We start from the raw sequence: 23,395 nt of genomic DNA on the forward strand, positions 1-23,395 counted from the left end.
GGCGTGTCACCACCCGGGGCGGGCGGGTCCGCTGCCTACTCTCGACAAGGCCAGCAGTAGTCCCGTCCGTCATGCCCATCCCCGAACCTGGTCGCTTCGAGCACCGTGATCAGATTCGAGAACGTCACCAAGGTCTACGCGCGCGGCGCCCGACCGGCGCTGGACCGCGTGTCCCTGGATGTCGAGCGGGGAGAGTTCGTCTTCCTCGTCGGCGCGTCCGGTTCCGGCAAGTCCACGTTCCTGCGCCTCGTGCTGCGCGAGGAGCGAGCCTCCGCGGGCCGCGTGTTCGTCGCCGGCAAGGAGCTGGGCACCCTGTCGTCGTGGAAGGTGCCGACGCTGCGCCGCCAGATCGGCGCGGTGTTCCAGGACTTCCGCCTGCTGCCCAACAAGACGGTGTTCGAGAACGTGGCGTTCGCGCTCCAGGTGATCGGCAAGCCGCGGCACCACATCCTCACCACCGTGCCGGACACGCTCGAGATGGTCGGCCTGGCCGGCAAGGAGAAGCGTCGCCCGCACGAGCTGTCCGGTGGCGAGCAGCAGCGCGTGGCCATCGCGCGCGCGTTCGTCAACCGCCCGAACATCCTGCTGTGCGACGAGCCCACGGGAAACCTCGACCCGACGACGTCCCTGGGGATCATGCGCCTGCTCGACCGGATCAACCGCACGGGCACCACGGTGGTCATGGCGACGCACGACGACGAGATCGTCGACCAGATGCGCAAGCGCGTGATCGAGCTGTCGACCGGCGCGATGGTGCGTGACCAGTCGCGCGGCGTCTACGGGTCGGACCGCTGATGCGCCTCCAGTTCATCCTCTCCGAGATCGGGCTTGGCCTCCGGCGCAACCTGTCGATGACCATCTCCGTCATCCTCGTCACCTTCGTGTCGCTCACGTTCGTCGGCGCGGCCGCGCTGCTCCAGACGCAGATCGGCAAGATGAAGGACGACTGGTACGACAAGGTCGAGGTGTCGGTCTTCCTCTGCCCGCAGAACTCCACGGAGCCCACCTGCGCGAGCGGTGAGGTGACCGACGAGCAGAAGGCCGACATCCAGGCGGCGCTCGCGTCGCCCGAGGTCAAGCCGTTCGTCGAGAAGATCTACACGGAGACCAAGGAACAGGCCTTCGAGGCGTTCCAGGAGCAGTTCAAGGACCAGTTCTGGGCCTCGGCCGCGACGGTCAATGACATGAACTCCTCCTACCGGATCAAGCTCACGGATCCCGAGCAGTACCCGGTGGTCGCGGAGGTGGTCTCGGGCCGGCCCGGCGTCGAGGAGGTCAAGGACCAGCAGCGGCTGTTCGACCGGCTGTTCTCGGTGCTCAACAACGCGACCCTGCTGGCCGGTGGGCTCGCCGCCGTGATGCTCCTGGCCGCGGTGCTGCTCATCACGACGACCATCCGGCTGTCCGCGCTGAGCCGCCGTCGCGAGACCGGGATCATGCGCCTGGTCGGGGCGTCCACCGTGTTCATCCAGCTGCCGTTCATGCTCGAGGGGGCGATCGCCGCGACGATCGGCGCCCTGCTGGCGGTCGGCGCTCTGTGGCTGGGCGTCGGCTACCTCATCGACGACTGGCTGGGCGAGCAGGCGGCATGGATCCCGTACGTCAACACGTCCGACGTGCTCGCCGTGGCGCCGATCCTCGTCGGGGTCGCGATCCTGCTCGCCGCGATCTCGTCCCTGGTCACCCTCAGCCGCTACACGAGGGTGTGACCGTGTCGCGCGCCCGGATGCCCGCGTTCCTCGTCGTGCTGGTCCTCCTGCTCACCGCGCTGGTCAGCACGCCCGCCTACGCCGACAAGATCGACGACCGACGCAAGGCGGCGGAGGCGCAGAAGGCCGCGATCGCGAAGGCGCGCGACGACACCGAGGCCGCGATGGAGGGCGTCGACGCCAACCTCCAGGCTCTGGCGATGCAGCTGGCGGACACGCAGGCGAAGATCCCCGCCGCGCAGGCCGTGCTCGACGAGGCCAAGGCGGCGCTGGAGAAGGCGCAGCGCGAGGCCGCGATCATCGCGGCCCGGCTGGTCGACGCCGAGGACCAGCAGGCGACGATCACGACGACGATCACGCAGGACGCCGAGTACGCCGCGCAGATGCGTGCCGCGATCGGGCAGATGGCCCGCGAGGCGTACAAGGACGGCGGCGGCGTGTCCGGCGTCGACGTGATCCTGGACGCGCAGAGCTCCGACGACTTCGTGCAACGGTACGGCCTCATGGCCACGGCGCTGCGCACCCAGGCGCAGATCCTGGACCAGCTCAAGGCCGCCGAGTCCGCCAACAAGAACGCCGAGGCCCGGCTGGGCGCCGTGAAGGACAAGATCGCCCAGCTCAAGGCCGAGGCCGACCAGAAGGTGGTCGAGGCCGACGCCGCGAAGGCCGCCGCGGCCGCGGCGAAGGCGTCATTGGACGCGCTGCTCGCGCAGCAGGTGCAGCAGCAGGCGGCCCTGGACGCGCAGCGCGCGGCCCTCGAGGCGCAGCTGGCTCAGGCCGACGCCGAAGCCGCAGCGATCCAGAACGAGCTCCAGGCGGCGATCGCCGCCCAGAAGGCGCGCGACGCTGCAGCCGGTCAGCCGCACGGCCCCGCCGGACCCATCGGCAACGCGCTGTTCGGCAACCCGACCAGCGTCAACCCGATCTACGTGACCTCCGAGTACGGCATGCGGTTCCACCCGACGCTGCACTACACGCGACTGCACGCCGGCATCGACCTGCGCACCTACTGCAACACCCCGCTGTACGCCGGCCGTTCGGGCACGGTCACGTGGGCCAAGGCGCGGTACGGCTTCGGCAACCAGGTGATGATCGACAGCGGGTTCGTCAACGGGAACGCCCTGTCGGCCAGCTACAACCACCTCACCAGCTTCGCCGTCAGCTCCGGGCAGACGGTGGAGCGGGGCCAGCTCATCGGCCGGTCGGGCAACACCGGGACGTCGGCCGCGTGCCACCTGCACTTCGAGGTCTACGTGAACGGGGCGACGGCGAACCCGCGGCCGCTGCTGGGTCTCTGACGCGCACCTGATTTCGGGTGGCGCTCGACGGGTAGTCTCGACCCGCACCATTCGCGCGCTCAGGAACGAGGTTCGACCACCGTGGCCAAGGACATCGGGCGCAAGGTCGTCGCCTCGAACCGGAAGGCTCGGCACGACTACGTGATCGAGGACGTGTTCGAGGCCGGCATGGTGCTCAGCGGTACCGAGGTCAAGGCGCTGCGGATGGGCCGGGCCTCGCTGGTGGACGGCTGGTGCGAGGTGACCAACGGCGAGCTGTGGCTCGAGGGCGTGCACATCCCCGAGTACTCGCAGGGCACCTGGACCAACCACGCCCCCCGCCGCAAGCGCAAGCTGCTGCTGCACCGCTCGGAGATCGACCGCCTGGAGTCCCGCACGCGGGAGAAGGGGCAGACGATCATCCCGCTGTCCCTGTACTTCCTCGACGGGCGCGCCAAGGTGGAGATCGCGCTGGCCCGCGGCAAGCGCGAGTGGGACAAGCGGCAGGCGCTGCGCGAGCGGCAGGACAACCTGGAGGCCACCCGGGCCATCCGCGAGAAGCGCGACCTGTGAGGGCCCTGCGCGCGGTCCTGCTGGCACTCGGTCTCGTCGTCGCGCTGACGGCCGCCGCTGCCCCCGACCAGACGAGCGGACGGGAGATCACGCGGTACGACGTCACCGCGTCGCTCGCCCCCGACGGCACGATGCGGGTGACACTCGACTTCGACTTCGACTTCGGTGACGACCCCGGTCACGGGCCGTTCCTCAGCCTGCCGACGAGGGTCTACTACGACGAGACGCTGGACCGCGCGTTCCGCTACACGGACATCTCGGCATCGTCTGCGTCTGGAGCGCCCGACCAGGTGAACGAGGAGTCGACCTCCGACGCCCTGATCCTGCGCATCGGCGACGAGGACATCGACGACGTCTCCGGCGTGCAGACCTACCACGTGGAGTACACGGCCGACGGGCTGCTCAACCCCGCCAACGCGCAGCACTCCGGCGACGAGCTCTACTGGAACGTCATCGGCGCGGGCTGGGAGATCCCGCTCGGAGACCTGTCCGTGGCGGTCGACGGCCCGGCCCCGGTCGAGGGCGCCGCCTGCTTCGCCGGACCGTACGGGTCCACCACCCCGTGCACCTCGTCGTCGTTCTCCGGCTCGACGTCGAGCTTCACGCAGGACCTGGTGCCCGTCGGCGACCAGTTCTCCACCGTGACCGGCTGGCCGGCCGGGACGTTCCCGGGCGTGGAGCCGATCCTCGTCGACAAGCCCGACCCGCTGGCCCCCGTGCGGCCGGCCTCGGCGTTCGGGATCGTCGCGCTGCTGGTGCTCGTCGGCGGCGGCGTCCTCGCGTTCCTCCGGGTGCGCCGCGTGGGCCGCGACAAGGCCTACCTCGGACTGACCCCGGGGCTGCGACCCGCCGACAACCAGCCGGGCGCCGCGACGGGCTACCGCGACCGGCGCGAGGTCGTCTCGGTGCAGTTCCAGCCGCCCGCGGGCGTGCGGCCGGGGGAGGTGGGCACGCTCGTCGACGAGAAGGCCGATCCCGTCGACGTCACCGCCACCCTGGTGGACCTCGCCGTGCGCGGCTGGCTGCGCATCGAGGAGGTGCCGCGGTCCAACCCGAAGAAGAAGGCCAAGGACTGGACCCTGGTGCAGCTGAAGAACAAGGACGGCTCGCTGCTCCCGTACGAGGACGAGCTGCTGTCCTCGATCTTCGCCTCGTCGACCACTGTCAAGCTCTCCGACCTGAAGACCACCTTCGCCGCCTCGATGGCCAAGGTGCAGGACGGCCTGTACGACCACGTGACGCAGTCCGGCTGGTTCCGCGCGAACCCCAAGTCGGTGCGCGCCCGGTGGTACGGGGCCGGCATCGCGCTCGCCATCCTCGGCATCCTCCTCACGTTCGTCGTGTTCGGCGTCGGCCTGTCGGTGGGTGGCCTCGCCCTGGTGCCCATCGCGCTGGTGGTCGTCGGCGTGCTGGTCACGATCCTCGGCAAGGCGGCCCCCGCCCGCACCGAGGACGGCACCGCGGTGCTGGCGCAGTCCCTCGGGTTCCGCCGCTACCTGGCCACCGCCGAGGCGAACCAGCTGCGGTTCGAGGAAGGCGAGGACATCTTCAGCCGGTACCTGCCCTACGCGATCGTGTTCGGGCTGGCCGACCGGTGGGCGCGGGTGTTCGCGGAGCTGGCCGCGCAGGGCCGGTCGTTCGAGCAGCCCGGCTGGTACGTCGGCGGGTACTACCCGGGCGCCAACATCTACTGGGCGACCGCGTTCGCGTCGTCGCTGGACCGGTTCCAGTCCGTGGCCACCGAGGCGATCTCCGCGCCGACGCCCGGATCCTCGGGCGGGTCCGGGTTCAGCGGCGGGTTCTCCGGCGGTGGCGTCGGCGGCGGTGGTGGCGGGGGCTGGTAAGACTGGTGTCCATGACGCTGCCGGTGATGCCGCCCGTGGACCCCATGCTCTCCAAGTCGGCTCCGTCGATCCCGCCCGGGAAGCTGTACGAGCCCAAGTGGGACGGGTTCCGCGCGATCGTGTTCCGCGACGGGGACTCCGTCGAGATCGGCTCGCGGAACACCAAGCCGATGCAGCGGTACTTCCCGGAGATCGTCGAGGCGGTGCTGTCGTACCTGCCCGAGCGGTGCGTCGTCGACGGGGAGATCATCGTGCCGTCGTCGACCCACAGCGGCCTCGACTTCGACGCACTCCTGCAGCGGGTGCATCCGGCGGAGTCGCGGGTGCGGTTGTTGTCCGTCGAGACGCCCGCGCTGCTGGTGCTCTTCGACGTGCTGGCTCTGGGGGACGACGACCTGACGGGGTTGCCCTTCGCTCAACGCCGTTCGGTGCTGGAGTCGTTGGTCACGCCGGGCGGGCCGATCTCGATCACCGCCCAGACCTCCTCGCTCGACGTCGCGACGCAGTGGTTCTCGCAGTTCGAGGGCGCGGGGCTCGACGGGGTCGTCGCCAAGGACCCCGCGGGGGTCTACGAGCCCGGCAAGCGGACGATGCAGAAGATCAAGCACGAGCGGACCGCCGACTGCGTGGTCGCCGGGTACCGGCCGCACAAGTCCGGGGACGACGCGGTCGGGTCGCTGCTGCTGGGGCTGTACAACTCGTCTGGCACGCTCGCCTCCGTGGGAGTGTCGGCCTCGTTCCCGATGGCTCGTCGGCGGGAGCTGGTGACGGAGCTCGCGCCCCTGGTCGTGCCTCTGGAGGGCCACCCGTGGGACTACTCCGCTCTCGGCCGCACGCCGCGTGAGGCGGCGGGGAGCCGCTGGTCCGCGGGGAAGGACCTGTCGTTCGTGCCGCTCTCACCGACCCTGGTGGTCGAGGTCGCCTACGACCACATGGAGGGCGACCGGTTCCGGCACACCGCGCAGTTCCGCCGCTGGCGCCCGGACCGCGACCCGTCGTCGTGCACCTATGCACAGCTCGAGGAGCCCGTGTCGTACGCGCTGAAGGACGTGCTCGCGACCAGCTGACCGTTCCACAGGCTGCGCACGGGTGGGCTCCAGCGACCTCTCGGGTGCGGGGCGTTCTCTGTTCCCTGACGGCGCCAGACGGGGGCCGTCGGGGAGGTCAGAGCCATGGACGAGCAGCAGGTTTCCGGAGCGTTGGGCGCTCCTGTCGAGGGCGTTCCCGTGCCCGCCGGGTCGGTGCCTGGTGCGGGCTCGGTTTCTCTCGGCGCCACTGCGCCGCTGGATGCGGGGCACTCGGTTGCCGCCGCGTCCGGGCCGGGCGGTGTCGCCGTCGCGACCAAGCCCGCCGTCCGTCGCGGCCTCGCGTTCGGCGCCGCCGGAGGGGCCCTCGCCCTCGGCCTGCTGGCCGGTGGGGCGACCGGCGGCCTGATCGTCGCGGCCCAGGCGTCGACCGACACCGACAACGCCGCGGCGTCGACGGTCGAGGGCGCGGCGTACGAGCCGCCCTCCGCCGAGGTTCCGTCGTTCGCCCCGCCGTCCTGGGGCAGCACTCCGTCCACCTCTGACCAGGCGGCCGCCAGTGCGGCGAGCGCGGATCAGCAGGTCGGCGTCGTCACCATCACCACGACCCTCGGCTATCAGAACGCGTCGGCGGCGGGCACCGGCATGGTGCTGACGGCGAACGGCCTGGTGCTCACCAACAACCACGTGATCGAGGGTTCGACGTCCATCGAGGTGACCATCGAGTCGACCGGTGCGTCGTATGTCGCCACCGTCGTCGGCACCGATGCCTCGTCGGACGTCGCGCTCCTGCAGCTCGAGGGCGCGTCAGGGCTGGCCGCGGTCTCCCTGGACGACGACAGCGGCGCGGCGGTCGGCGACGCGGTGACGGCGGTCGGCAACGCGGAGGGCGGGGGAGACCTGCTTGCGGCGGTCGGCAGCGTGACCGCGCTGGACCAGACGATGACGGCCTCGACGGACGGATCGTCGGCCGAGACTCTGTCCGGATTGATCGAGTTCTCCGCGGCCGTCGTGCCCGGCGACTCCGGTGGCCCGGTGTTCGACGACGAGGGCGAGGTCATCGGCATGACGACCGCCGCCTCCAGCAGCACCGTGGACACGGTCGCGTTCGCGATCGACATCGAGGATGCCCTGGTGATCGCCAACCAGATCCAGTCCGGCGTCGCCTCCGACACCGTCACGATCGGGTACCCGGCGTTCCTCGGGATCTCGCTCGGCTCCGACGGTTCCGTGGCGGGCGTGCTGGAGGGCACGCCCGCGGCATCATCCGGTCTCGTGGCCGGCGACGTGATCACGGCCGTGGACGGGGTGTCCGTGTCCTCTGCTCTGTCGTTGTCCGACCTGCTGGCCGCCTACTCGCCCGGCGACACCGTGACCCTGACCTGGACGGTCGGTACGTCTGGCGCCTCGACCTCCGCGCCGGTCACCCTGATCGCCGGACCGGCCGACTGACCCGGAATGAGCACGACCGGCCTGCCGTTGAGAGGTAGGCTGGTCGTGCTAGCTCCGCTTCGGTGTGGCTGGTGCTTGATAACTGAACATGGGGGTGATCGGTTTCGACGGTGATCGTCGAACCAGGAGAAGCGGGTCGAGGACGCACGGTTATCTCGTCAACGCTCCGTGCAAACCAATAGGTGCCAATACAAACCGCACCGACTTCGCCCTCGCCGCCTGAGCGAGTCCCGAAGTCCGTTGGCCTGAGTTTGCTCTCGACTCAGTAACCAGCGTCATCTAGAGAGCCACTGCTGGTAATCGTCGTCAGTGCGATTGCCGGGACTTTTAGCTGACTGGGCCTGTCCACGGCTTGCCTGTGTGACCGTGGGGGCCGAGAAAATCACAGCAGGCTGCACCCGGAGAATCCCTGGTACTGCGTCACCGGACGCGGGTTCGATTCCCGCCACCTCCACCAGTTTGACCTGCGGAAACGCAAGTCATGTTGACCAAAAGTAGCCATCCGTTGACTCGGGTGGCTATTTTTGTGTCCGTGGCGAGCATCCGCGAGCGGCGCCGAGCCGATGGCACGAGGGCGTACGCCGTGCTGTGGCGAGATCCTGACACCGGTCGCCAGACGTCGCTTACCTACGATGATAAGCGCGATGCCACGGTGGCATGCCAATTGATCGAGGCGGCCGGCGGGCATGCTTTGGAGGCCGCCCGGATTGCCGAAGGAATCCGCAAGACAGGACCGTCGGTCGATGACGTGATCACCGAGCACATCGACCTGCTGACGTCTGTCGGCCCGGATACCCGCAAGCACTACTCGAACCAGCTCGCGGCTCACATCAGCCCGACGCTCGGCCCGTACCCGGTCGCCGCGTTGACGTACCGCCACATCGCCGGCTGGGTACGCGAGATGAGCGAGAAAGGGCTGGCGCCGAAGACGATCGCCAACGTGCACGGCTTGTTCTCCGCCGCGATGACTACAGCCGTCCGCCTTGGCTATCGCGACGACAACCCGTGCGCCGGCGTCGTCCTGCCGAAGTCGCGGGCGACGCACGACGAGATGACGGTGCTGACGCGCGACGAGTTCGGTCTGCTGCTGTCGAAGGTCTCGCCGTTCTACCAGCCGCTCGTCATCACCCTCGTGGCCACCGGGCTCCGGTGGGGCGAGGCCACGGCGGTCACCGTCAGCGACTTCGACCTGGCCGGTCCGACGCCGACCGTCCGGGTGACGAAGGCGTGGAAGCGCGACGCGGAGCGACACTGGTACGTCGGCCCGCCAAAGACGCGGCGAGCGAGGCGCACCGTCGCTCTGCCCGACGATCTCATCGACGTCCTCGCGCCCGTCATGGCCGACAAGGCACCCGGCGACCTCGTGTTCACCAACACGATTGGGTCGCAGCTGTCGTCGTCGCGGTTCTGGACACAGACATGGACACCGGCGCTCGATGCGGCGAACGCACCGCTGCGGGCTGACGGGACGCCGGATCCGAAGGCTCCCCGGCTGACGAAGCGACCCCGGGTGCACGACCTCCGGCACACGCATGCGTCGTGGATGATCGCGGCGGGGGTCGACCTGTTTGTGCTCCAGCGGCGACTCGGGCACGAGTCGATCACTACGACGACCGAGACCTACGCGCACCTGTTGCCGGATCAGCAGGCTGCTGCTGCGGCGGCAGCGGGACGCGCCCTGAGCGGGATCCTGCTCGGCTCCGCGCGTCCCGAGCCGTGACCGTTGGTCTCACGCGTCGCGTCGCGATGACTGTGCAGTTCGTAGTTCCTGCGACTACGAACTGCACAGTGAAGCCACATGTTGCTGAAGGCTGAGCCCAGACCCAGCGTCTGATTCTCACCGCTCCCGCGGTGCTCAAGAGGCCGATCGATCACACAGCACCGTCAGAGCACCACCACATGCGCGGTTCGATAGACGGATCTATCACGGGGCCCGTGAGGGCGGGTCACACAGAGGAGATCGATAGACGGATCTATGACACGGCGTCGGTGGCCCCGGCAGCTCGCGCCGGTGACGTATCAGGCGACGGGAAATGCTCCGGCGAGGGCGCGATGGATCTCGCTGACAACGTCCGTCTGGATCGGGCCCGGAGCGACGAGCTGCTCGGCGGCCTTCTTCGGCCACAGGACGTCGACACCGTCGATCGCGAACGAGCCGCCGAACAGAGGCCAGTCAGCATCGACGAAGCAGAGCATCCCTCGGACAGCGACGTCGGGGAAACCGGCATTGTCGAGAACGGCACGGACGAGGGTGACCTGCTTGTGCACCCCGTCGACGAGCTTCGTGGAGACGCGCGATCCGACCACCAGCGTCGAGGTGCGGGGACGGAACAGACCACCCGTGGTCACCACGTGCGGGCGCCCCTTGTATCGCTTGGCATCGATGACGAACACGCCGGCTGCACTCACGGCGATGTGATCGATGTTGGTCGGCGTCCGAGGGATTCGACGGTCGTGCAACGCCAACACTCCCCGGTCACTCAGCGAGTCCAGGCCCCGGCCGAGCACCTCCTCGCCCTTCGCGCCACGAGCCCAGGCTGTGGTGGTCTGGGGCTCGTCAGACAACGCCAGGATCAACCCGCCCAGCCGGGGGTGTGCGTCGCGGATCCGGGTCTCTCGCTTGGCCGATCGACGCTCGTACTCACGCCGCGCCGAGGCGCCAGCAGCACCGGTCTCGATGGGCGCTGGGCGAGGCTCGGGAATGGCGGGGATGCTCACCACCTCGACGGCCTCCGCGGCCTCCACGGCGGCGTCGGGGACGGGGCAGGCCACGCACGTCACTGTCTTCGTCGATCGGTCGTACACGGCGCGAACTCCGGCGTCGAGGTCGACTCCGCAGTCGCGGCACGTACCCGCGTATCGCAGTCGCATGATCTTCGTCGTTGCTGGGATGTCGTCGATCGGTGTGGCCACTTGGAAGTGATCGGCGCGCGCAGCTCCCGGATCAAGGCTCGAGCCAGGTCAGTACATCTGGGTGTCACCCTGGACATGCGGTCGGCGCTGGTGCGCCCGGATGGACTTCACCGTCGCCCCGAGCGCTCCAAGGTCGACAGACGCGGCGGCTGGCGGCGCATCCTCCGGAGCGTGGCCTTCCACCGTGACTAGTCGCACGAGCGCGTCGACGTGCTCAGGCAGGAAGCGAATGCGGCCGCGACCAAACCGGAGGTGGGGAACGCGGCCACGCCGCGCCTGCTCGCGCACCCAGTACGGCGACGTGCCTAGCATTTCGGCGATCTCCTCCGGCGTCAGGGTCTTGTAGTCGATGCTCATCGCACGTGCCTTTCTCTCGGGTCACTCCAGGGATGCACTTACTGACCGCGCAAGGTGGTCTTCCACGGAATTTGTGGACGGCGCCGTTGCAGCCGCCTTGTGGACGGATTGGGCGCCGTAGTGCTGTCGAGCACCCTGGCGAGTGATTCCGAGGAGCTGGCCGATCTCGTCCCAACTCAGGCCACAGCTGCGTGCCTGCTCGACCTGGTGCTCAATGGCGGACTCAATGCGGACCAACTCGCGCCGCACGCGGCGCCGGCGGGCGACGAGGTCGGTGACCACCGTCCGGTCGTAGTCCAGACGGGGGACGTAGCTCTGTGCGCGCCCGTTGAGCAGGCCGCGTCGGGGGTCACGTCGATCGAGTTGCCGTTGGCCGGGTGCTTCCTCGACGCGGAGCTGCGGCTCGGGCTCGATGCGCTCTACGGCTGCGACCGCCTTGATCTGCTCGAGCCAGGCGGCGTCGCGGGCGCTGAGCCGAGAGTCCTCGAGGGCGCCGATGCCGAAGGCCGCACCGCGCGAGGGGACGGGCGCCTCCTGGGCACGAGCCATCGCCCGTTCTCGTCGTGCGCGGCGCTGGTTGCCCATCGTGCCCTCCCTCGCGAGTCCGCTCGCTGGTGATCGCCGCGAGCTCTTCTTGGAAGTAGTGCGCCAGATTGTGTGGAACACGCGACTCAGTCGCTCGCGCGAGACGCGGACCGCTGGTGCTTTCCGGCCGCGGGCGTAGCAACGTCGGGGGGTCGCAGGCGTGGGGGTGTCAGCTCGTGCCGGCGGGAGGGGTGACATGAGCGCGCGGTCGGTCGAGCCGCCAGACCATCGAAGAGATCCGGTGATCGAGCAAGCCGAGCAACGCAAACCCGACTGATCACAGCGGCTTCACGAGAGCGATCGCGGAGGCCGTCCTCGGCGTCGTGGTTGGGCTGATGGCGAAGACGAGAAGGGGTATGACACCTCTGGCACCAATGGCAACGGGTGTTGTCGTCCCGGGCAGGTCAGAAAGGGCGCGCTGGCTGGGCGACGGCGTGGTCGACGACGGCCCCGGCAATGACCCCGAGACGCGCAACGTCGCGCCTGGCGTGGCCAGCACGCGAGAGCCGACAGACTCGAGCCATGACCTCGACGTTTGGCTGGCTCGACACCGATGATGAGCAGCGCCGCAAGATGCTCGAGGTCGTCGACCTCTTCAAGGAGGAAGGCACGGTCGACGAGCTGGGGATTGGCTCTATCCGGGACGCGCTCGCCGATGCGCTGTTCCCTGGGACTTCGGTCTTGCACACCAGGCTGCGCTACGTCCTGTTCGTGCCGTGGCTGATGCAGCGCGCCGCGCAGAAGCCCACACCGACGGAGATGAGCGCCGAGTTCCGCAGCCTCGAGTTTCGCTTGATTGGCAGCCTGCTCGCGGGCGGCGAGACGCTCGGCGTGGTCGGGAACAGGGCTCGCGGCAATCTCAAGCGTCTGCCCAGCGGCATGTACTGGTCCACCCTCGGCGCCTGGGGAATCCGGCAGTCGGACTTCACGTCTGACGCGTTCTTCCGTCGACAGTCCGACTACCGGCAGCTGGTCAGACGGACCGCCGCGACGGACGATCCGGAGGGGCGTCAGGTGTTGCCAGGCACTGGCTTCGATCCTCACCTCCCGAAGGCGCCCGGGGCGCTGCTCTCGTCCGTCGACTTCGCACTAAGGCCCGCCGAGGAGGAGTACTTGTCGGACCTCATCGCGAGCTCGACGAAGGGGTCGATGCTCTCTTGGCTGGTTCATCACGAACCGGGGAATCTGCCTGATTACGTGTGGGAGGTCGACAATCTCGACGACGCCCCGTCTCAGCTCGCCGAGCTGAGCGACCACGCGAGGCGGTTTCACACGGCGATTCATGGCGCGGCCCTGGTCTATAACCTGCTGCTCGCCCGAAAGACGGGGCGCGACGAAGCGGTTGCTCAATACGAGGGCGCGATTGAAACCTGGCGGGACGAGCTACGGCGCACGGCGGCGCTGGTCGGGTGGAGTCGCACTGATTGGTGGGCCACAATCGGACGCCAGAACCCTCGGGTTCGGCCGATGACTCGGCAGTTTGTCGACCGCTGGCTCGACTTCTTGGAGTCCGACGTGCACCCCGCCACCAGCGCCGCTGCCGCGAGCCTCGTCGGCGGGCGCGAGCGGCAGATCAAGGGCGGCCGGGCGCGGCTGGTGAATCAGTCGGCGCTGGATCGTTGGTCTGGCGGAAGCGGGCTTGGCCGACACGAATTCCGTTGGACGACCGCCAGGCGCCATCTCGAAGACCTGTACGTCGCGAGAGCTGCCTCATGACCCTGACTCCTGAGGCCCGAGTGCTGCTGACCGATGCGTTGCGTCCGCCCGCCGGGTACCGGGTCGACGCAGCGGTAGGAACGACCTACTCGCTTGACCTGACGGCGCTCCTGCTCGCCCCACTGTCCTTCGCGGTCTTCGACCAGGCGGACACCGGCGACGTGGGCAGGGTGGATCCGATCCGATTGCTGGACGCCGTGCGCCGGCACGCGGAGCACACCACGATCTTCTGCCAGGCCGGCGGGATACACGTGCCGTCGAACTACCGCAGCATCCTCACATTCGTCGAGGAGAGCGTCCTAGAGGTGATGCCGATCCATGAAGACACGATCTTCCACCCGAAGATCTGGGCGTTGAGGTTCGTCGACCCGGACGGTGGGTGGCTGCACCGCGTGGTTGTCCTCAGCCGGAACATGACCCTCGACCGCTCGTGGGACACGGCGCTCGTGCTCGACCAGACGGACGACGGCGTGATCGACGCCGCCCCGGCCGCAGATTTCGTGCGACGGCTGCCGGGTCGGGCGATCCGCACGGTGTCTAGTCGGCGGGCGCGGGAAATCGAGGGTGTGGCCGACAGTTTGGGCAGCGTCCGGCTGGCTGCACCGAGTCCTTTCACCGAAGGGCACCTGCTGCCGATCGGCTTGATCGACGACCCCGTCTGGCCGTTCCCGCAGCAGGCTCGACGACTGCTCGCAATGAGCCCATTCCTGACCAAGCCCGCGGTCCGAGCTCTGGGCAGTCTCACGGCGAACCGAACCTTGGTGTCCCGGGCGGAGTCGCTCGAGCTGATCGGCTCGGAGATGCTCGACGGTTGGGCGATCAACGTTCTGCAGCGGCTTGCCGAGGTCGACTCAGATGAAGACATCACCGACACGCCATCGAAGGCCATGAACGAGTTCCAGGGCACGAACGAAGGGCTCCACGCGAAGACCTTCGTGGTCGACTTGCCGCGCAGCCAGTCGATGGTCGTGACCGGAAGCGCCAACATGACGGGTCAGACCTGGGGCCGCAATGTCGAGTTCGACGCGGTGCTGATCGGGCCGACGTCGGCATGCGGTGTCGAGGCGGTGCTGAACGGTTCACCGGAAGCACCCGGCTTGAGCCGGATCCTGGAGGAGTACACGGTCACCGAGAAGACCGGCGCCAGCGACGCCGCAATAGAGACCTCTTGCACGATTGAGCGGTTCCACCAGCAGCTCGCAGTCAACAATCCCGACCTGCACGTTTCCGAGGCGGTCGACGAACGCGTCGAGGTAACGCTCACGATGAGCATTCCGGCCGAGGCCCCCGGATCGACACGGGTGTGGCTCGCATCCCTGCCGGGCGATGTCCAAGGCCAGTGGATAGCCGAGTCGCTGACCTGGACGGTAGCGCCGCTCAACATCACGCCGTTCATCGCGGTCGAGACGACTGCCGGGGAGGGCGATGCCAAGGTCACACGCCGCTGCGTCCTGAAAGCGTCACTGAGCGGCGCGGTGGACGGACGGCGATCGGACGCGGTGTTCTCGATCCTGCGCAACAAGCAAGACGTTCTGCGCTATCTCGTCTTCCTGCTGGGCGATCCCTCGTACGACGCACTCTTCGACCAGATCGCGGGCGTCGACAGCGGAGGGTTCTTCGGCAGCGAACAATCGAACGCTGGGACGGTTGATGTCGCTTTGTTCGAGCCGTTGGTGCGGGCCACCGGACGCGACGCAGACGCTCTTGCACGAGTCGCCGGCCTTGTGGCGGAGATCCGTCAGCTCCCCAACGGCGATGAGCTCGTTCCCGACGGCTTCGACGCGCTGTGGGACATTGTGTGGCAAGCCCACCTGGAGCACACCGCATGAGACCCGACCCAGCGCCGGCGCTCGCGAGCCTCAAGGACTTTCAGCACGACACCGTGGAGTACGCGTTCCGCCGGTTGTGGACCGACGAGGACCAGGTCAAGCGGTTCCTCGTCGCCGATGAGGTCGGACTCGGCAAGACCATGGTCGCCAAGGGCGTCATCTCCAAGACCGTCGAGCACCTGTGGGACACCGATAAGCGCATCGACATCGTCTACATCTGTTCCAACAGCCAGATCGCACGTCAGAACCTGAGCCGGCTCAACGTGGTCGGCGGATCCGAGGTCAAGCACGCCGACCGGCTGACCTTGCTGCCCAAGGTCATCCGCAACCTGCGCGAACAGCGCGTCAACTTCGTCTCCTTCACTCCCGGAACATCGTTCAAGGTCGGAAACTCGGGCGGCGCGTACGCGGAGCGCGTCCTCCTCTACTGGATGCTCGCCGACTGTTGGGGAACAGAAGTCAGCGGGCGCGTTCGCTGGAAGAAGTTCTTCGAGGGCGGCATGAATCGTGGCAACTTCCAAGATCAGCTCGCGTGGTTCGACCGCTCGAGCCTCGACGAGGATCTGTGCGTGTCGTTTGGGCAGGCCATCGAGGGAGCGACGGGTCCGAACGGGGGTCCGCTCCGGGCGGAGCTCGACGCCTGTGCAACGGAGTTCAACTACATGCGCGGTCGACCGTCGGGCGATCTGGGGTCGCGCCGCGATCGGCTCGTCGGCACGCTTCGTCAGCTCGTGGCACGGGCCGCCGTCGAGCACCTCGAGCCCGATCTCGTGATCCTGGACGAGTTCCAGCGGTTCAAGGATCTTCTGGACGCTGACGACGAAGGAGCGCGGCTTGCGAACGCGATCTTCGACCACCCGGACGCCAAGGTGCTTCTCCTGTCGGCGACCCCTTACAAGATGTACACGCTGCCCGACGAACCCGAGGGTGACGACCACTACCAGGACTTCACGAGGACCGTGCGCTTCCTGGCCGGAGACGAGCGGGCGCACGTCGTCGAGCGTGAGCTTCGGGCCATGCGAGAGACGCTCGTGCTCGGCGGCGATCCGCAGCGGGCTCGGGACGCGCGGCACCGAGTCGAGATCGAGCTCCGGCGGGTCATGAGCCGGACGGAACGGCTGTCGTCGACGCCCGACCGGGACGGCATGCTCAGCGAGAGCACGATGCCTGGGGTGGAGCTCGCAGTGCAGGACTTGCGCTCCTGGCGCACCTTCGACGACGTCGCCCGGCAAATCGATCGCCATGACGTCTTCGAGTACTGGCGTTCCACCCCGTACCCGCTCAACCTCATGGAGCGCGGAAGCTACCAAGTGCGGACCAAGTTCCAGGCAGCTGCCGAGTGCAACGATCCAAAGGTCGCGACCATACTTGCCAGCTCGCAAGGGCTGCTGAGCTGGAACGACATCCGGACCTACCAGCAGGTCGACCCGGGGAACGCCAAGATGCGCGGGCTATCGGCGGACGTGCTCGACCGTGGCGCCTGGCGCTTGGCTTGGCTGCCACCGGCTCTGCCGTACTACGAACCCGCCGGCGCGTACGCCGAGCCTGACCTGCGCGCCTTCACCAAGCGTCTGATCTTCTCGGCGTGGGCCGTGGTGCCGAAGGCCATCGCAGTCATGATCAGCTACGAGGCCGAGCGTCGCGGCGTTGAGGCCGCAGGCTTGAGCGCGCGTGCATACGACGACCGCCCGATCACACCACCGCTCCAGTTCCGGATGGACGGCGAGCGTGTTGCTGGCATGCCCGCCCTCGCGTTGCTCTATCCGTCGCTGAGCCTCGCACTCGCGGGTGACCCACTGGAGATCGCTCGTTCGCGCGCTCGCGAACTGCCCATGGCTCGGGAGTCGTTGCTCGAGGTCGCTCGTGAACGTGTACGAGTGCTCCTGCAGGAGCTGCCGGACGGACATCCTGGAGCAGTGCCCGACCAGCGCTGGTACTGGGCTGCTCCATTCCTGTTCGATCGCGTCCTGTGGGGCTCGGAGAACGAGCCGTTCCTCAAGACGATGCGCACGTGGAATTCCGAGGACGATGACGTCGAGTCACGAGTGGGCGCTCATATCCGCGCCGCCGACGCCGTCGACGAGCTCGTTCTCGGCCCGCGTCCCGACGATCTTGGCGACGTCCTGGCGACGATGGCCATTGCGGGCCCGGGGGTTTGTGCACTTCGAGCGTTGTCTCGAGTGACCGGCGGTTCGCCTGCACTCGCCGATCCAGTGATCCGCGCGTCCGCATACGAGATCGCCCAAGGGCTCCGATCGTTGTTCAACAAGCCGGAGATCGTCGCGCTCCTGCGGTCCGGCGAGGAAGACGAGGCCTACTGGCGCGCCGTCCTGGACCACGCGCTGGATGGCTGCCTCCAATCGGTGCTGGATGAGTACGCGCACGTGCTCATCGAGTCAGAGGGCCTGCAAGACGCCAGCGCCCACACTCGGGCGTCGACGTTGACCGACACCATGACCGAGGCGCTCTCGATCCGCACCGCGGCCAACGCGGTGGAGGACGTCCAGGTCGTCGACGGAGAGATCCGGCTCGAAGACCGCCGCATCAATAGCCACTTCGCCGCTCGCTACGGGCGGACGCAGTCCAGCGACCAAGCGATGGTGCGTGAGACGACCGTGCGGACCGCCTACAACTCTCCGTTCCGACCCTTCGTTCTCGCGTCGACCTCCGTCGGGCAGGAGGGCCTCGACTTCCACACCTACAGCCACGCCATCGTGCACTGGAACCTGCCCGGGAACCCCGTCGACCTCGAGCAACGCGAAGGACGCGTGCACCGCTACAAGGGGCACGCCGTACGCAAGAACGTCGCGGCCGAGCACGGCGGGGCCGCGCTGGAGCCGCGGCACGACGACCCGTGGGTTGCCATGTTCGACGCAGCTCGATCCAACAGGGCGCCCGAGGACTCCGACATCAAGCCGTTCTGGATCTTCACGCGTCCTGGCGGAGCTGTGATCGAACGGTACGTGCCGGCGCTGCCCCTGAGCCTCGAAGCCCAGCAGTACCACCGCCTGTTGCGCACCGTTGGCGCGTACCGGCTGATCCTGGGTCAGCCCCGGCAAGACGACCTCGTGCGATATGTCGGGGCCGATGCAACGTGGCTCCGTATCGACTTGACGCCACCAAGTCGGCCTCGAGCGGCCGTCAAATCGACCGCTACTGCAGGAAGTGGAGCGATCGCGAACAGCTGAAGGCCGGCGCCCTCAGCTGACGCTGTGGATGGGTCCCGACGAGGTGACGGGCTACGTCAGATTGACCCCGAATTGATCGCGCAGCAAGCCGTAGTCGAGTCTCACGGTGGTGAGGTCCGAGTCCAGCGTCAGAACCTCGTAGCCGTCGACGTTGAGCGAGCGTCGCAGTGAAGCAAACGTCGGGTCGAACGCACGACCTTCGAGCCCGGGCACGACTGAGAGTTCGCTCGATGTCACTCGCCCGTCGCAGGAGAGCAGCTGAGCCAGAACCCCGTGGACGATGTCGTCACGTAGCGCTGCCCTGCCCGCTCGTTCACGTTGCAGCTTGAATGAATCGCTCGCGAGTATCAACGAGGCCTGCTTCCACGCAGGCGAGTCCGGGTTCAACGGCCGGAGCGTGCGCGGCTCGTGCCGCAGGCCCGGAGTTACGTCGGCACGAGCGGAGCGATTGTCCGGAGCGAACGCGGCTAGCTTCACGCGTAGGTATCGGTCGTTGTCGGGCCGTACCGTGCCGAGGCCGGCTTTCTGCCAGGCAGCGATCTCAGACGGGCTCGAGCGGACATCAGCGTTCGTGCGATTGATGTAGATGCTCCGCTCCTCGTCGAGGTCGACCACCTTGCCGTAGCCGGGCCACGCCGCTTCTGGGGCTACGAGTTTGAGCCCGAGCGCTTCACAAACGCGGACTAGGGGTGAGACCTGCGACTGCGGGGTTCCGGCGGGAATGGTGTCAGCCATGAGGCGCTTCCGCCGCGCCTCAACCTCGCCTGGTTCGGATGTCGTTCGAGTCTGTCCACCCGTTTCTTGGAAGGCGGCGGTGTGAGCGCCCGATGCCGGACCGCGGCCGACGTCGAGCGTGGTTCTGCGGTCCGAATCGGTTCTACGAAGGGCTGAGCCCTCGTAGACCAGGACCAGGATTCCTGTGAGGTCGAGCGTGACGCCCACGCTCGTGACCAGCGACCGAACGTCGCGCTCAACGGAGGGCGCAGTGCTCGAACCCTTGTACCGGTCGGGCAGGACTAGTGCGACCCACCGGACGTGGGGGTGCGACGCCCCCGCGAGGACAGCCAGGATCGCCTCGTTGTTGCTTTTGGCGCGACCGGTCTGCACGCTGATGGCCATACCGGATGGCGAGACGAGATCGAGGACATTCGCAAACGGGTGGTCGCCCGGAGGAGTCAGCGGTTCGCCGAGTGTGTCGGGCTCGAGCGCAGCGAGTAGGTCGTTCTTGCGCAGACCGCCGTCGGGAGGAATCACCTTGGAGAGGTAGCTCATCCGCGCGTCGAGGATGCGGGCCATCGCGCCAATGGAGGCGCTGGCTTCGCCGGCATCGGTCGTCGCGGAGATCCACTGCACGCCTTAGCTTCGCAGCTGATCCAGGATCCGAGATCGGAACTTCGGATCCTGCGTGCGTCGGACGCTCCGCCAGCGAGTCCGGGTTCACCCGTTCGCTCGCTCGATGCACAATTCCGCGCGCCATCCGCATCTCGGTCCGTCACAGCCGGCCGCGCCGATAGCATCCGAGGACCCGGACACCGGGGCTGGCGCGTGACTACACGGCGGGTGACTGGCAATGACGCAGGACGACCTTTTCTACCGCCCTCTTCGTGCAGGTCTGGCATGGCTCACGGCTGAAACTCCGCAACGCGTCCTTGTCCTGGGTACCCCCGACGCCAGCCAGGTCGCCGCACTCGAGCGATTGAGCTCCGACGTTCGCCAGGCGGATGCGGCCGACGGAGCCGAGAGGCTGCACTCCGGGGTGTACGGATTCCTCCGGCGCGGTGCCTGGGAGGCGCTCGTGGTCAACGGGTGGGGCGACGAGCAATCTCCGATTGGCGCTCGACACCGGTTCACCGACGAGGGCTCACGCCGGCATCTGGGGATTGCTCGTGAGGTCTTGCTCGAAGGATGGGACGAGGGGCGTCCCTTCTTCGGCTCGAGTGGTCTGAAGATCGACGACATCGTCAAGATCCGCGGGTTGGACACGATCGGGCGCGTGCGGCGAGTGCAGCGAACGGACGCCGGGTACCGCGTCGAGGTCTACGCAGACGGCGAGATCCATACCGCTAGCGAAGAGTCGCTACTGAAGATCGACGGTGATCCGCGGGACCCGGACTTCTGGGTGAAGCAACCGCCTGCTCCAGCGGACGACATCGCGCTCACGTTGACATGGACGAAGCTGCGCAAGCCGTTGTCCAACACGCTCTACTCGTTCCAGGCATCGAAGACGGTGTTTCGCGCGTATCAGTTCATCCCGGCACTCAAGATCTTGAACTCGGCGACGGGTCGGTTGCTGATTGCGGACGAGGTCGGACTCGGCAAGACGATCGAGGCAGGACTGGTCTGGAGCGAGCTCGAGCAGCGCACGCAGCTGCGTCGGACGCTCGTTGTCGCGCCGTCGTCGCTCACCCTGAAGTGGCGCACGGAGATGAGCCGGAGGTTCGACCGTCAGCTCGAGACCATCAAGCCGCAGCGGCTCGCAGAGATGGCAGATGACCTCCTGGCAGGCAGCGACCCTGAGTTGCATGCCGTGATCTCCCTCGAATCACTGCGGTCCGCCAGTGATGTGCTGGACAAGCTCACGACGATCCGCCCTCGGTTCGATCTCGTCATCGTCGACGAGGCGCACGCACTGCGCAATGCAGGCAACCGGTCGCACATCCTCGGCGGCCTGCTGTCCGACTGGGCGGATCACCTGCTGTTTCTCTCTGCCACACCGATCAACCTGCGCTCGAACGACTTGTACAACCTGCTTTCGTTGCTCGACGACGGCATGTTCCCCGACGCTGACGTCTTCCACCTTCAGCTCGAGCCGAACGAGCACCTGAATGCGGTCGCGCGCAAGATTGCTCTGGGCGAGCCTGGTGCTCGGGTCGTGGCTCATCTCGACGCGATCCGGTTGTTGCCGTTCGGGCGGCTCGTCGCGGCGCGGCCAGACTTCGTTCGGCTCGCTGAGCTCGTTGCGACGCCGAAGGCGCTGCCGCACGACCAGCGCGCGGAGGTCAAGCAGCTGGTTGCCGAGCTCAACACATTGAGCGGGATCCTGTCTCGGACTCGCAAGATCGACGTTCCTGACGCCAAGGCGATCCGCGAGCCGCACGAGATCCACGTCGAGTGGAGTCCGGCGGAGAAGGACTTCTACGACTCGGTCTTCGGCTACTACATGGCACGAGCGATGAGCTCGGGCACGACGCCAGGATTCGCCATGCAGATGCCGCTGCGGCAGGCAGCGAGCTGCCTCCCTGCGCTGCAGGCCACGCTCCGCCGCCGCGATCCGTCGTTGTTTCGCGACGACGTCGATGACGTCGATGATGACGAGCCGCTTGAGCTCGACGACCTCGTTGATGTGCCGGTCCTCGCCCGCCCGCTCGGGCCGGATACGAAGTTCGCTGCCCTTCGGACCCGGCTCATCCACCTACGTGAGCAGGGCCTCAACCAGGCGATGATCTTCTCGACGTTCCGCGGCACCATCACGTACCTCGTGGACCAGCTGAGCAAGGACTTCTCGGTTCGAGAGATGCACGGCGGCGTCCCGATGGGGGACCGGCAGCCGATCATCGATGGTTTCCGCGCGGGCGAGTTCGACATCTTGGTCGTGAGTGAGGTCGGCTCGGAGGGCCTCGACTTCGAGTTCTGCAACGTGTTGGTGAACTACGACCTGCCCTGGAATCCGATGCGTGTCGAGCAACGGATCGGGCGCCTGGACCGGTTCGGGCAGAAGAACGAGAAAATCTTCATCTTCAACATGCACGTGCCCGGAACGATCGAGACAGACATCCTCGCTCGCCTTTATCAGCGCATCGGCATCTTCGAGAACTCGATCGGCGATCTCGAGCCCATCCTGCGCGACGAGTTCAGAGACATCACGAAACAGCTGCTCGATCCGCGCCTCACCGACGAGCAGCGACGGCGTCGGGCCGATGAGATCGCGATCGCCATCGAAACCAAGGCCAAGCAGCTCAAGAAGCTAGAAGAGGAGCGAGCGACGCTCTCAACTATCGATCAGCTCAAGGTCGACGGTATGACCGAGTCCGGCCCGACCGATGGCCGCTATGTGGGGGCCTCCGAGATCAGGTCCCTGATCGAGACGCTGGTCCGGGCTACCGGGGCGACACTGACCGGACCGGACCGAACTGGGGTGTTCCATCTGCGTGGCACGCCTGAGCTCTCCGATCGACTCTGGCGGTCTCGCAAGAAGGACAAGGGCAGCAAGTTCTCGGTGACCGCCTTGCAGGGCAAGCTCCGCAACGGCGATCCGATCGAGGTGACTTTCGACGCCGAGCTCGCTAGCGGGCGCGACGTGGAGCTGCTGTCCGTTCGCCATCCGCTGGTCGACCTGGCTCTCGACAACCTCGAGACAGACCACCTCCACCTGCGCCGCTATGGAAGCGTGACGGTGCCAGGAGTGCCGGCCGGGCGCCGGTACGTGGTCCAGGTCGACCTCGTCGAAACCACGGGCATCCGTCCGTCCAGGGAGTTGTGGGCGACCGCTGTCGACGTGGACACTCGCGAACCCGACGATGACGTCGGCCCCGCGATCCTCGCTGCGCTCGCCGCGGGCCAGCTGACGGACGCCGCCGGCCTGGTCTCGATGACGAGCAGGGACGTTCTCAACCTCGTGAAGGACGCGGCGTGGGCGCGGCGCCAGAGCGACGAGCACCGTCGGCGCCTGGATAACGACGCATTGTCCGCGGCTCGTCTTGCGTCACGGCGCGAGTCATTTCGCTTGAAGGCTGCGAAGGCGCGAAGCACGCTCGCTCTCGTGCGGGCCGACGACCGAGACCAGCGCATCATCAGGCTGGCCGAGGGGCGCCTGCGCAACATCGAGGATGACCTGCGTGAGCTCGAGGCGACGATGGCCAGACAGCGCGAGTTGTCTCTGACGATGACGACGGTCGCACTGCTCGACGTGATCGGAGCCGGGTAGCCG

Annotated in this window: 16 protein-coding genes and 1 other RNA gene; 13 read left to right on the top strand and 4 right to left on the bottom strand. The window is 67.5% G+C overall.

The features are described from left to right. The first annotated feature begins 105 nt into the window (after window positions 1-105). From ftsE to HP550_RS23090, 9 genes are all read left to right on the top strand, one after another. Window positions 106-795 (top strand): cell division ATP-binding protein FtsE, encoded by a 690-nt coding sequence (ftsE, locus tag HP550_RS14385; RefSeq protein ID WP_056096656.1) that lies wholly within the window; start codon window positions 106-108, stop codon window positions 793-795. Next, on the top strand, window positions 795-1,709 hold the full coding sequence (gene ftsX / locus HP550_RS14390) for a permease-like cell division protein FtsX (RefSeq protein WP_175348363.1): 915 nt from the start codon (window positions 795-797) through the stop codon (window positions 1,707-1,709). The genes ftsE and ftsX overlap by 1 nt, the downstream gene beginning before the upstream one ends. A 2-nt stretch (window positions 1,710-1,711) precedes the next feature. After that, window positions 1,712-3,007, top strand: coding sequence for a peptidoglycan DD-metalloendopeptidase family protein (locus HP550_RS14395; protein WP_343048184.1), 1,296 nt, complete (start codon window positions 1,712-1,714; stop codon window positions 3,005-3,007). A gap of 81 nt (window positions 3,008-3,088) precedes the next feature. Next, a complete protein-coding gene (gene smpB, locus HP550_RS14400; protein WP_175348364.1) occupies window positions 3,089-3,559 on the top strand; it encodes an SsrA-binding protein SmpB in 471 nt (156 codons plus the stop codon). Next, window positions 3,556-5,403: a DUF2207 domain-containing protein gene (locus HP550_RS14405; protein ID WP_343048186.1), complete on the top strand. Its 1,848-nt coding sequence runs from the start codon at window positions 3,556-3,558 to the stop codon at window positions 5,401-5,403. The genes smpB and HP550_RS14405 overlap by 4 nt, the downstream gene beginning before the upstream one ends. A gap of 11 nt (window positions 5,404-5,414) precedes the next feature. Then, window positions 5,415-6,470, top strand: coding sequence for an ATP-dependent DNA ligase (locus HP550_RS14410; protein ID WP_175348366.1), 1,056 nt, complete (start codon window positions 5,415-5,417; stop codon window positions 6,468-6,470). 105 nt (window positions 6,471-6,575) lie between these two features. Then, window positions 6,576-7,880 (top strand): S1C family serine protease, encoded by a 1,305-nt coding sequence (locus HP550_RS14415; protein ID WP_175348367.1) that lies wholly within the window; start codon window positions 6,576-6,578, stop codon window positions 7,878-7,880. Window positions 7,881-7,970: 90 nt separating this feature from the next. Beyond that, window positions 7,971-8,337: a transfer-messenger RNA gene (ssrA, locus tag HP550_RS14420) on the top strand. Window positions 8,338-8,412: 75 nt separating this feature from the next. Then, a complete protein-coding gene (locus HP550_RS23090) occupies window positions 8,413-9,600 on the top strand; it encodes a tyrosine-type recombinase/integrase (protein ID WP_175348368.1) in 1,188 nt (395 codons plus the stop codon). A 299-nt stretch (window positions 9,601-9,899) separates the two neighbouring features. Here HP550_RS23090 and HP550_RS14430 read toward each other — a convergent pair whose 3' ends face one another. The 3 genes from HP550_RS14430 to HP550_RS14440 all read right to left on the bottom strand — a co-directional run bounded on the left by HP550_RS14430 (window position 9,900) and on the right by HP550_RS14440 (window position 11,735). Continuing rightward, window positions 9,900-10,625, bottom strand: coding sequence for a nuclease-related domain-containing protein (locus tag HP550_RS14430; protein WP_343048187.1), 726 nt, complete (start codon window positions 10,623-10,625; stop codon window positions 9,900-9,902). Between the two features lie 216 nt (window positions 10,626-10,841). Then, a complete protein-coding gene (locus tag HP550_RS14435; protein ID WP_175348370.1) occupies window positions 10,842-11,150 on the bottom strand; it encodes a helix-turn-helix domain-containing protein in 309 nt (102 codons plus the stop codon). A 21-nt stretch (window positions 11,151-11,171) separates the two neighbouring features. Beyond that, window positions 11,172-11,735, bottom strand: coding sequence for a hypothetical protein (locus HP550_RS14440; RefSeq protein WP_175348371.1), 564 nt, complete (start codon window positions 11,733-11,735; stop codon window positions 11,172-11,174). A 522-nt stretch (window positions 11,736-12,257) separates the two neighbouring features. On the opposite strand from HP550_RS14440, the gene HP550_RS14445 reads away from it, so the two are divergent. From HP550_RS14445 to HP550_RS14455, 3 genes are read left to right on the top strand one after another with little or no spacing between them, the layout of a single operon-like run. Continuing rightward, entirely contained in the window at window positions 12,258-13,451 is a 1,194-nt protein-coding gene (locus tag HP550_RS14445) for a DUF6361 family protein (RefSeq protein ID WP_175348372.1), read from the top strand. Beyond that, window positions 13,448-15,280: a phospholipase D family protein gene (locus HP550_RS14450; protein WP_175348373.1), complete on the top strand. Its 1,833-nt coding sequence runs from the start codon at window positions 13,448-13,450 to the stop codon at window positions 15,278-15,280. The genes HP550_RS14445 and HP550_RS14450 overlap by 4 nt, the downstream gene beginning before the upstream one ends. Beyond that, window positions 15,277-18,468 (top strand): DEAD/DEAH box helicase, encoded by a 3,192-nt coding sequence (locus tag HP550_RS14455; RefSeq protein ID WP_175348374.1) that lies wholly within the window; start codon window positions 15,277-15,279, stop codon window positions 18,466-18,468. The genes HP550_RS14450 and HP550_RS14455 overlap by 4 nt, the downstream gene beginning before the upstream one ends. Before the next feature lie 51 nt (window positions 18,469-18,519). Here HP550_RS14455 and HP550_RS14460 read toward each other — a convergent pair whose 3' ends face one another. Then, window positions 18,520-19,821 (bottom strand): hypothetical protein, encoded by a 1,302-nt coding sequence (locus HP550_RS14460; protein ID WP_175348375.1) that lies wholly within the window; start codon window positions 19,819-19,821, stop codon window positions 18,520-18,522. A gap of 217 nt (window positions 19,822-20,038) precedes the next feature. On the opposite strand from HP550_RS14460, the gene HP550_RS14465 reads away from it, so the two are divergent. Then, on the top strand, window positions 20,039-23,392 hold the full coding sequence (locus HP550_RS14465; protein ID WP_175348376.1) for a DEAD/DEAH box helicase: 3,354 nt from the start codon (window positions 20,039-20,041) through the stop codon (window positions 23,390-23,392). Window positions 23,393-23,395: the final 3 nt, after the last annotated feature.

The sequence above is a fragment of the Cellulomonas humilata genome, from assembly GCF_013359775.1.
GTDB lineage: Bacteria > Actinomycetota > Actinomycetes > Actinomycetales > Cellulomonadaceae > Cellulomonas > Cellulomonas humilata.

Coding starts and splice junctions, on each gene's coding strand:
- HP550_RS14415 (WP_175348367.1), top strand. CDS start 6,576: ATGGACGAGCAGCAGGTTTCCGGAGCGTTGGGCGCTCCTGTCGAGGGC.
- HP550_RS14450 (WP_175348373.1), top strand. CDS start 13,448: ATGACCCTGACTCCTGAGGCCCGAGTGCTGCTGACCGATGCGTTGCGT.
- HP550_RS14410 (WP_175348366.1), top strand. CDS start 5,415: ATGACGCTGCCGGTGATGCCGCCCGTGGACCCCATGCTCTCCAAGTCG.
- HP550_RS14440 (WP_175348371.1), bottom strand. CDS start 11,735: ATGGGCAACCAGCGCCGCGCACGACGAGAACGGGCGATGGCTCGTGCC.
- HP550_RS14445 (WP_175348372.1), top strand. CDS start 12,258: ATGACCTCGACGTTTGGCTGGCTCGACACCGATGATGAGCAGCGCCGC.
- ftsX (WP_175348363.1), top strand. CDS start 795: ATGCGCCTCCAGTTCATCCTCTCCGAGATCGGGCTTGGCCTCCGGCGC.
- HP550_RS14435 (WP_175348370.1), bottom strand. CDS start 11,150: ATGAGCATCGACTACAAGACCCTGACGCCGGAGGAGATCGCCGAAATG.
- HP550_RS14465 (WP_175348376.1), top strand. CDS start 20,039: ATGACGCAGGACGACCTTTTCTACCGCCCTCTTCGTGCAGGTCTGGCA.
- HP550_RS14455 (WP_175348374.1), top strand. CDS start 15,277: ATGAGACCCGACCCAGCGCCGGCGCTCGCGAGCCTCAAGGACTTTCAG.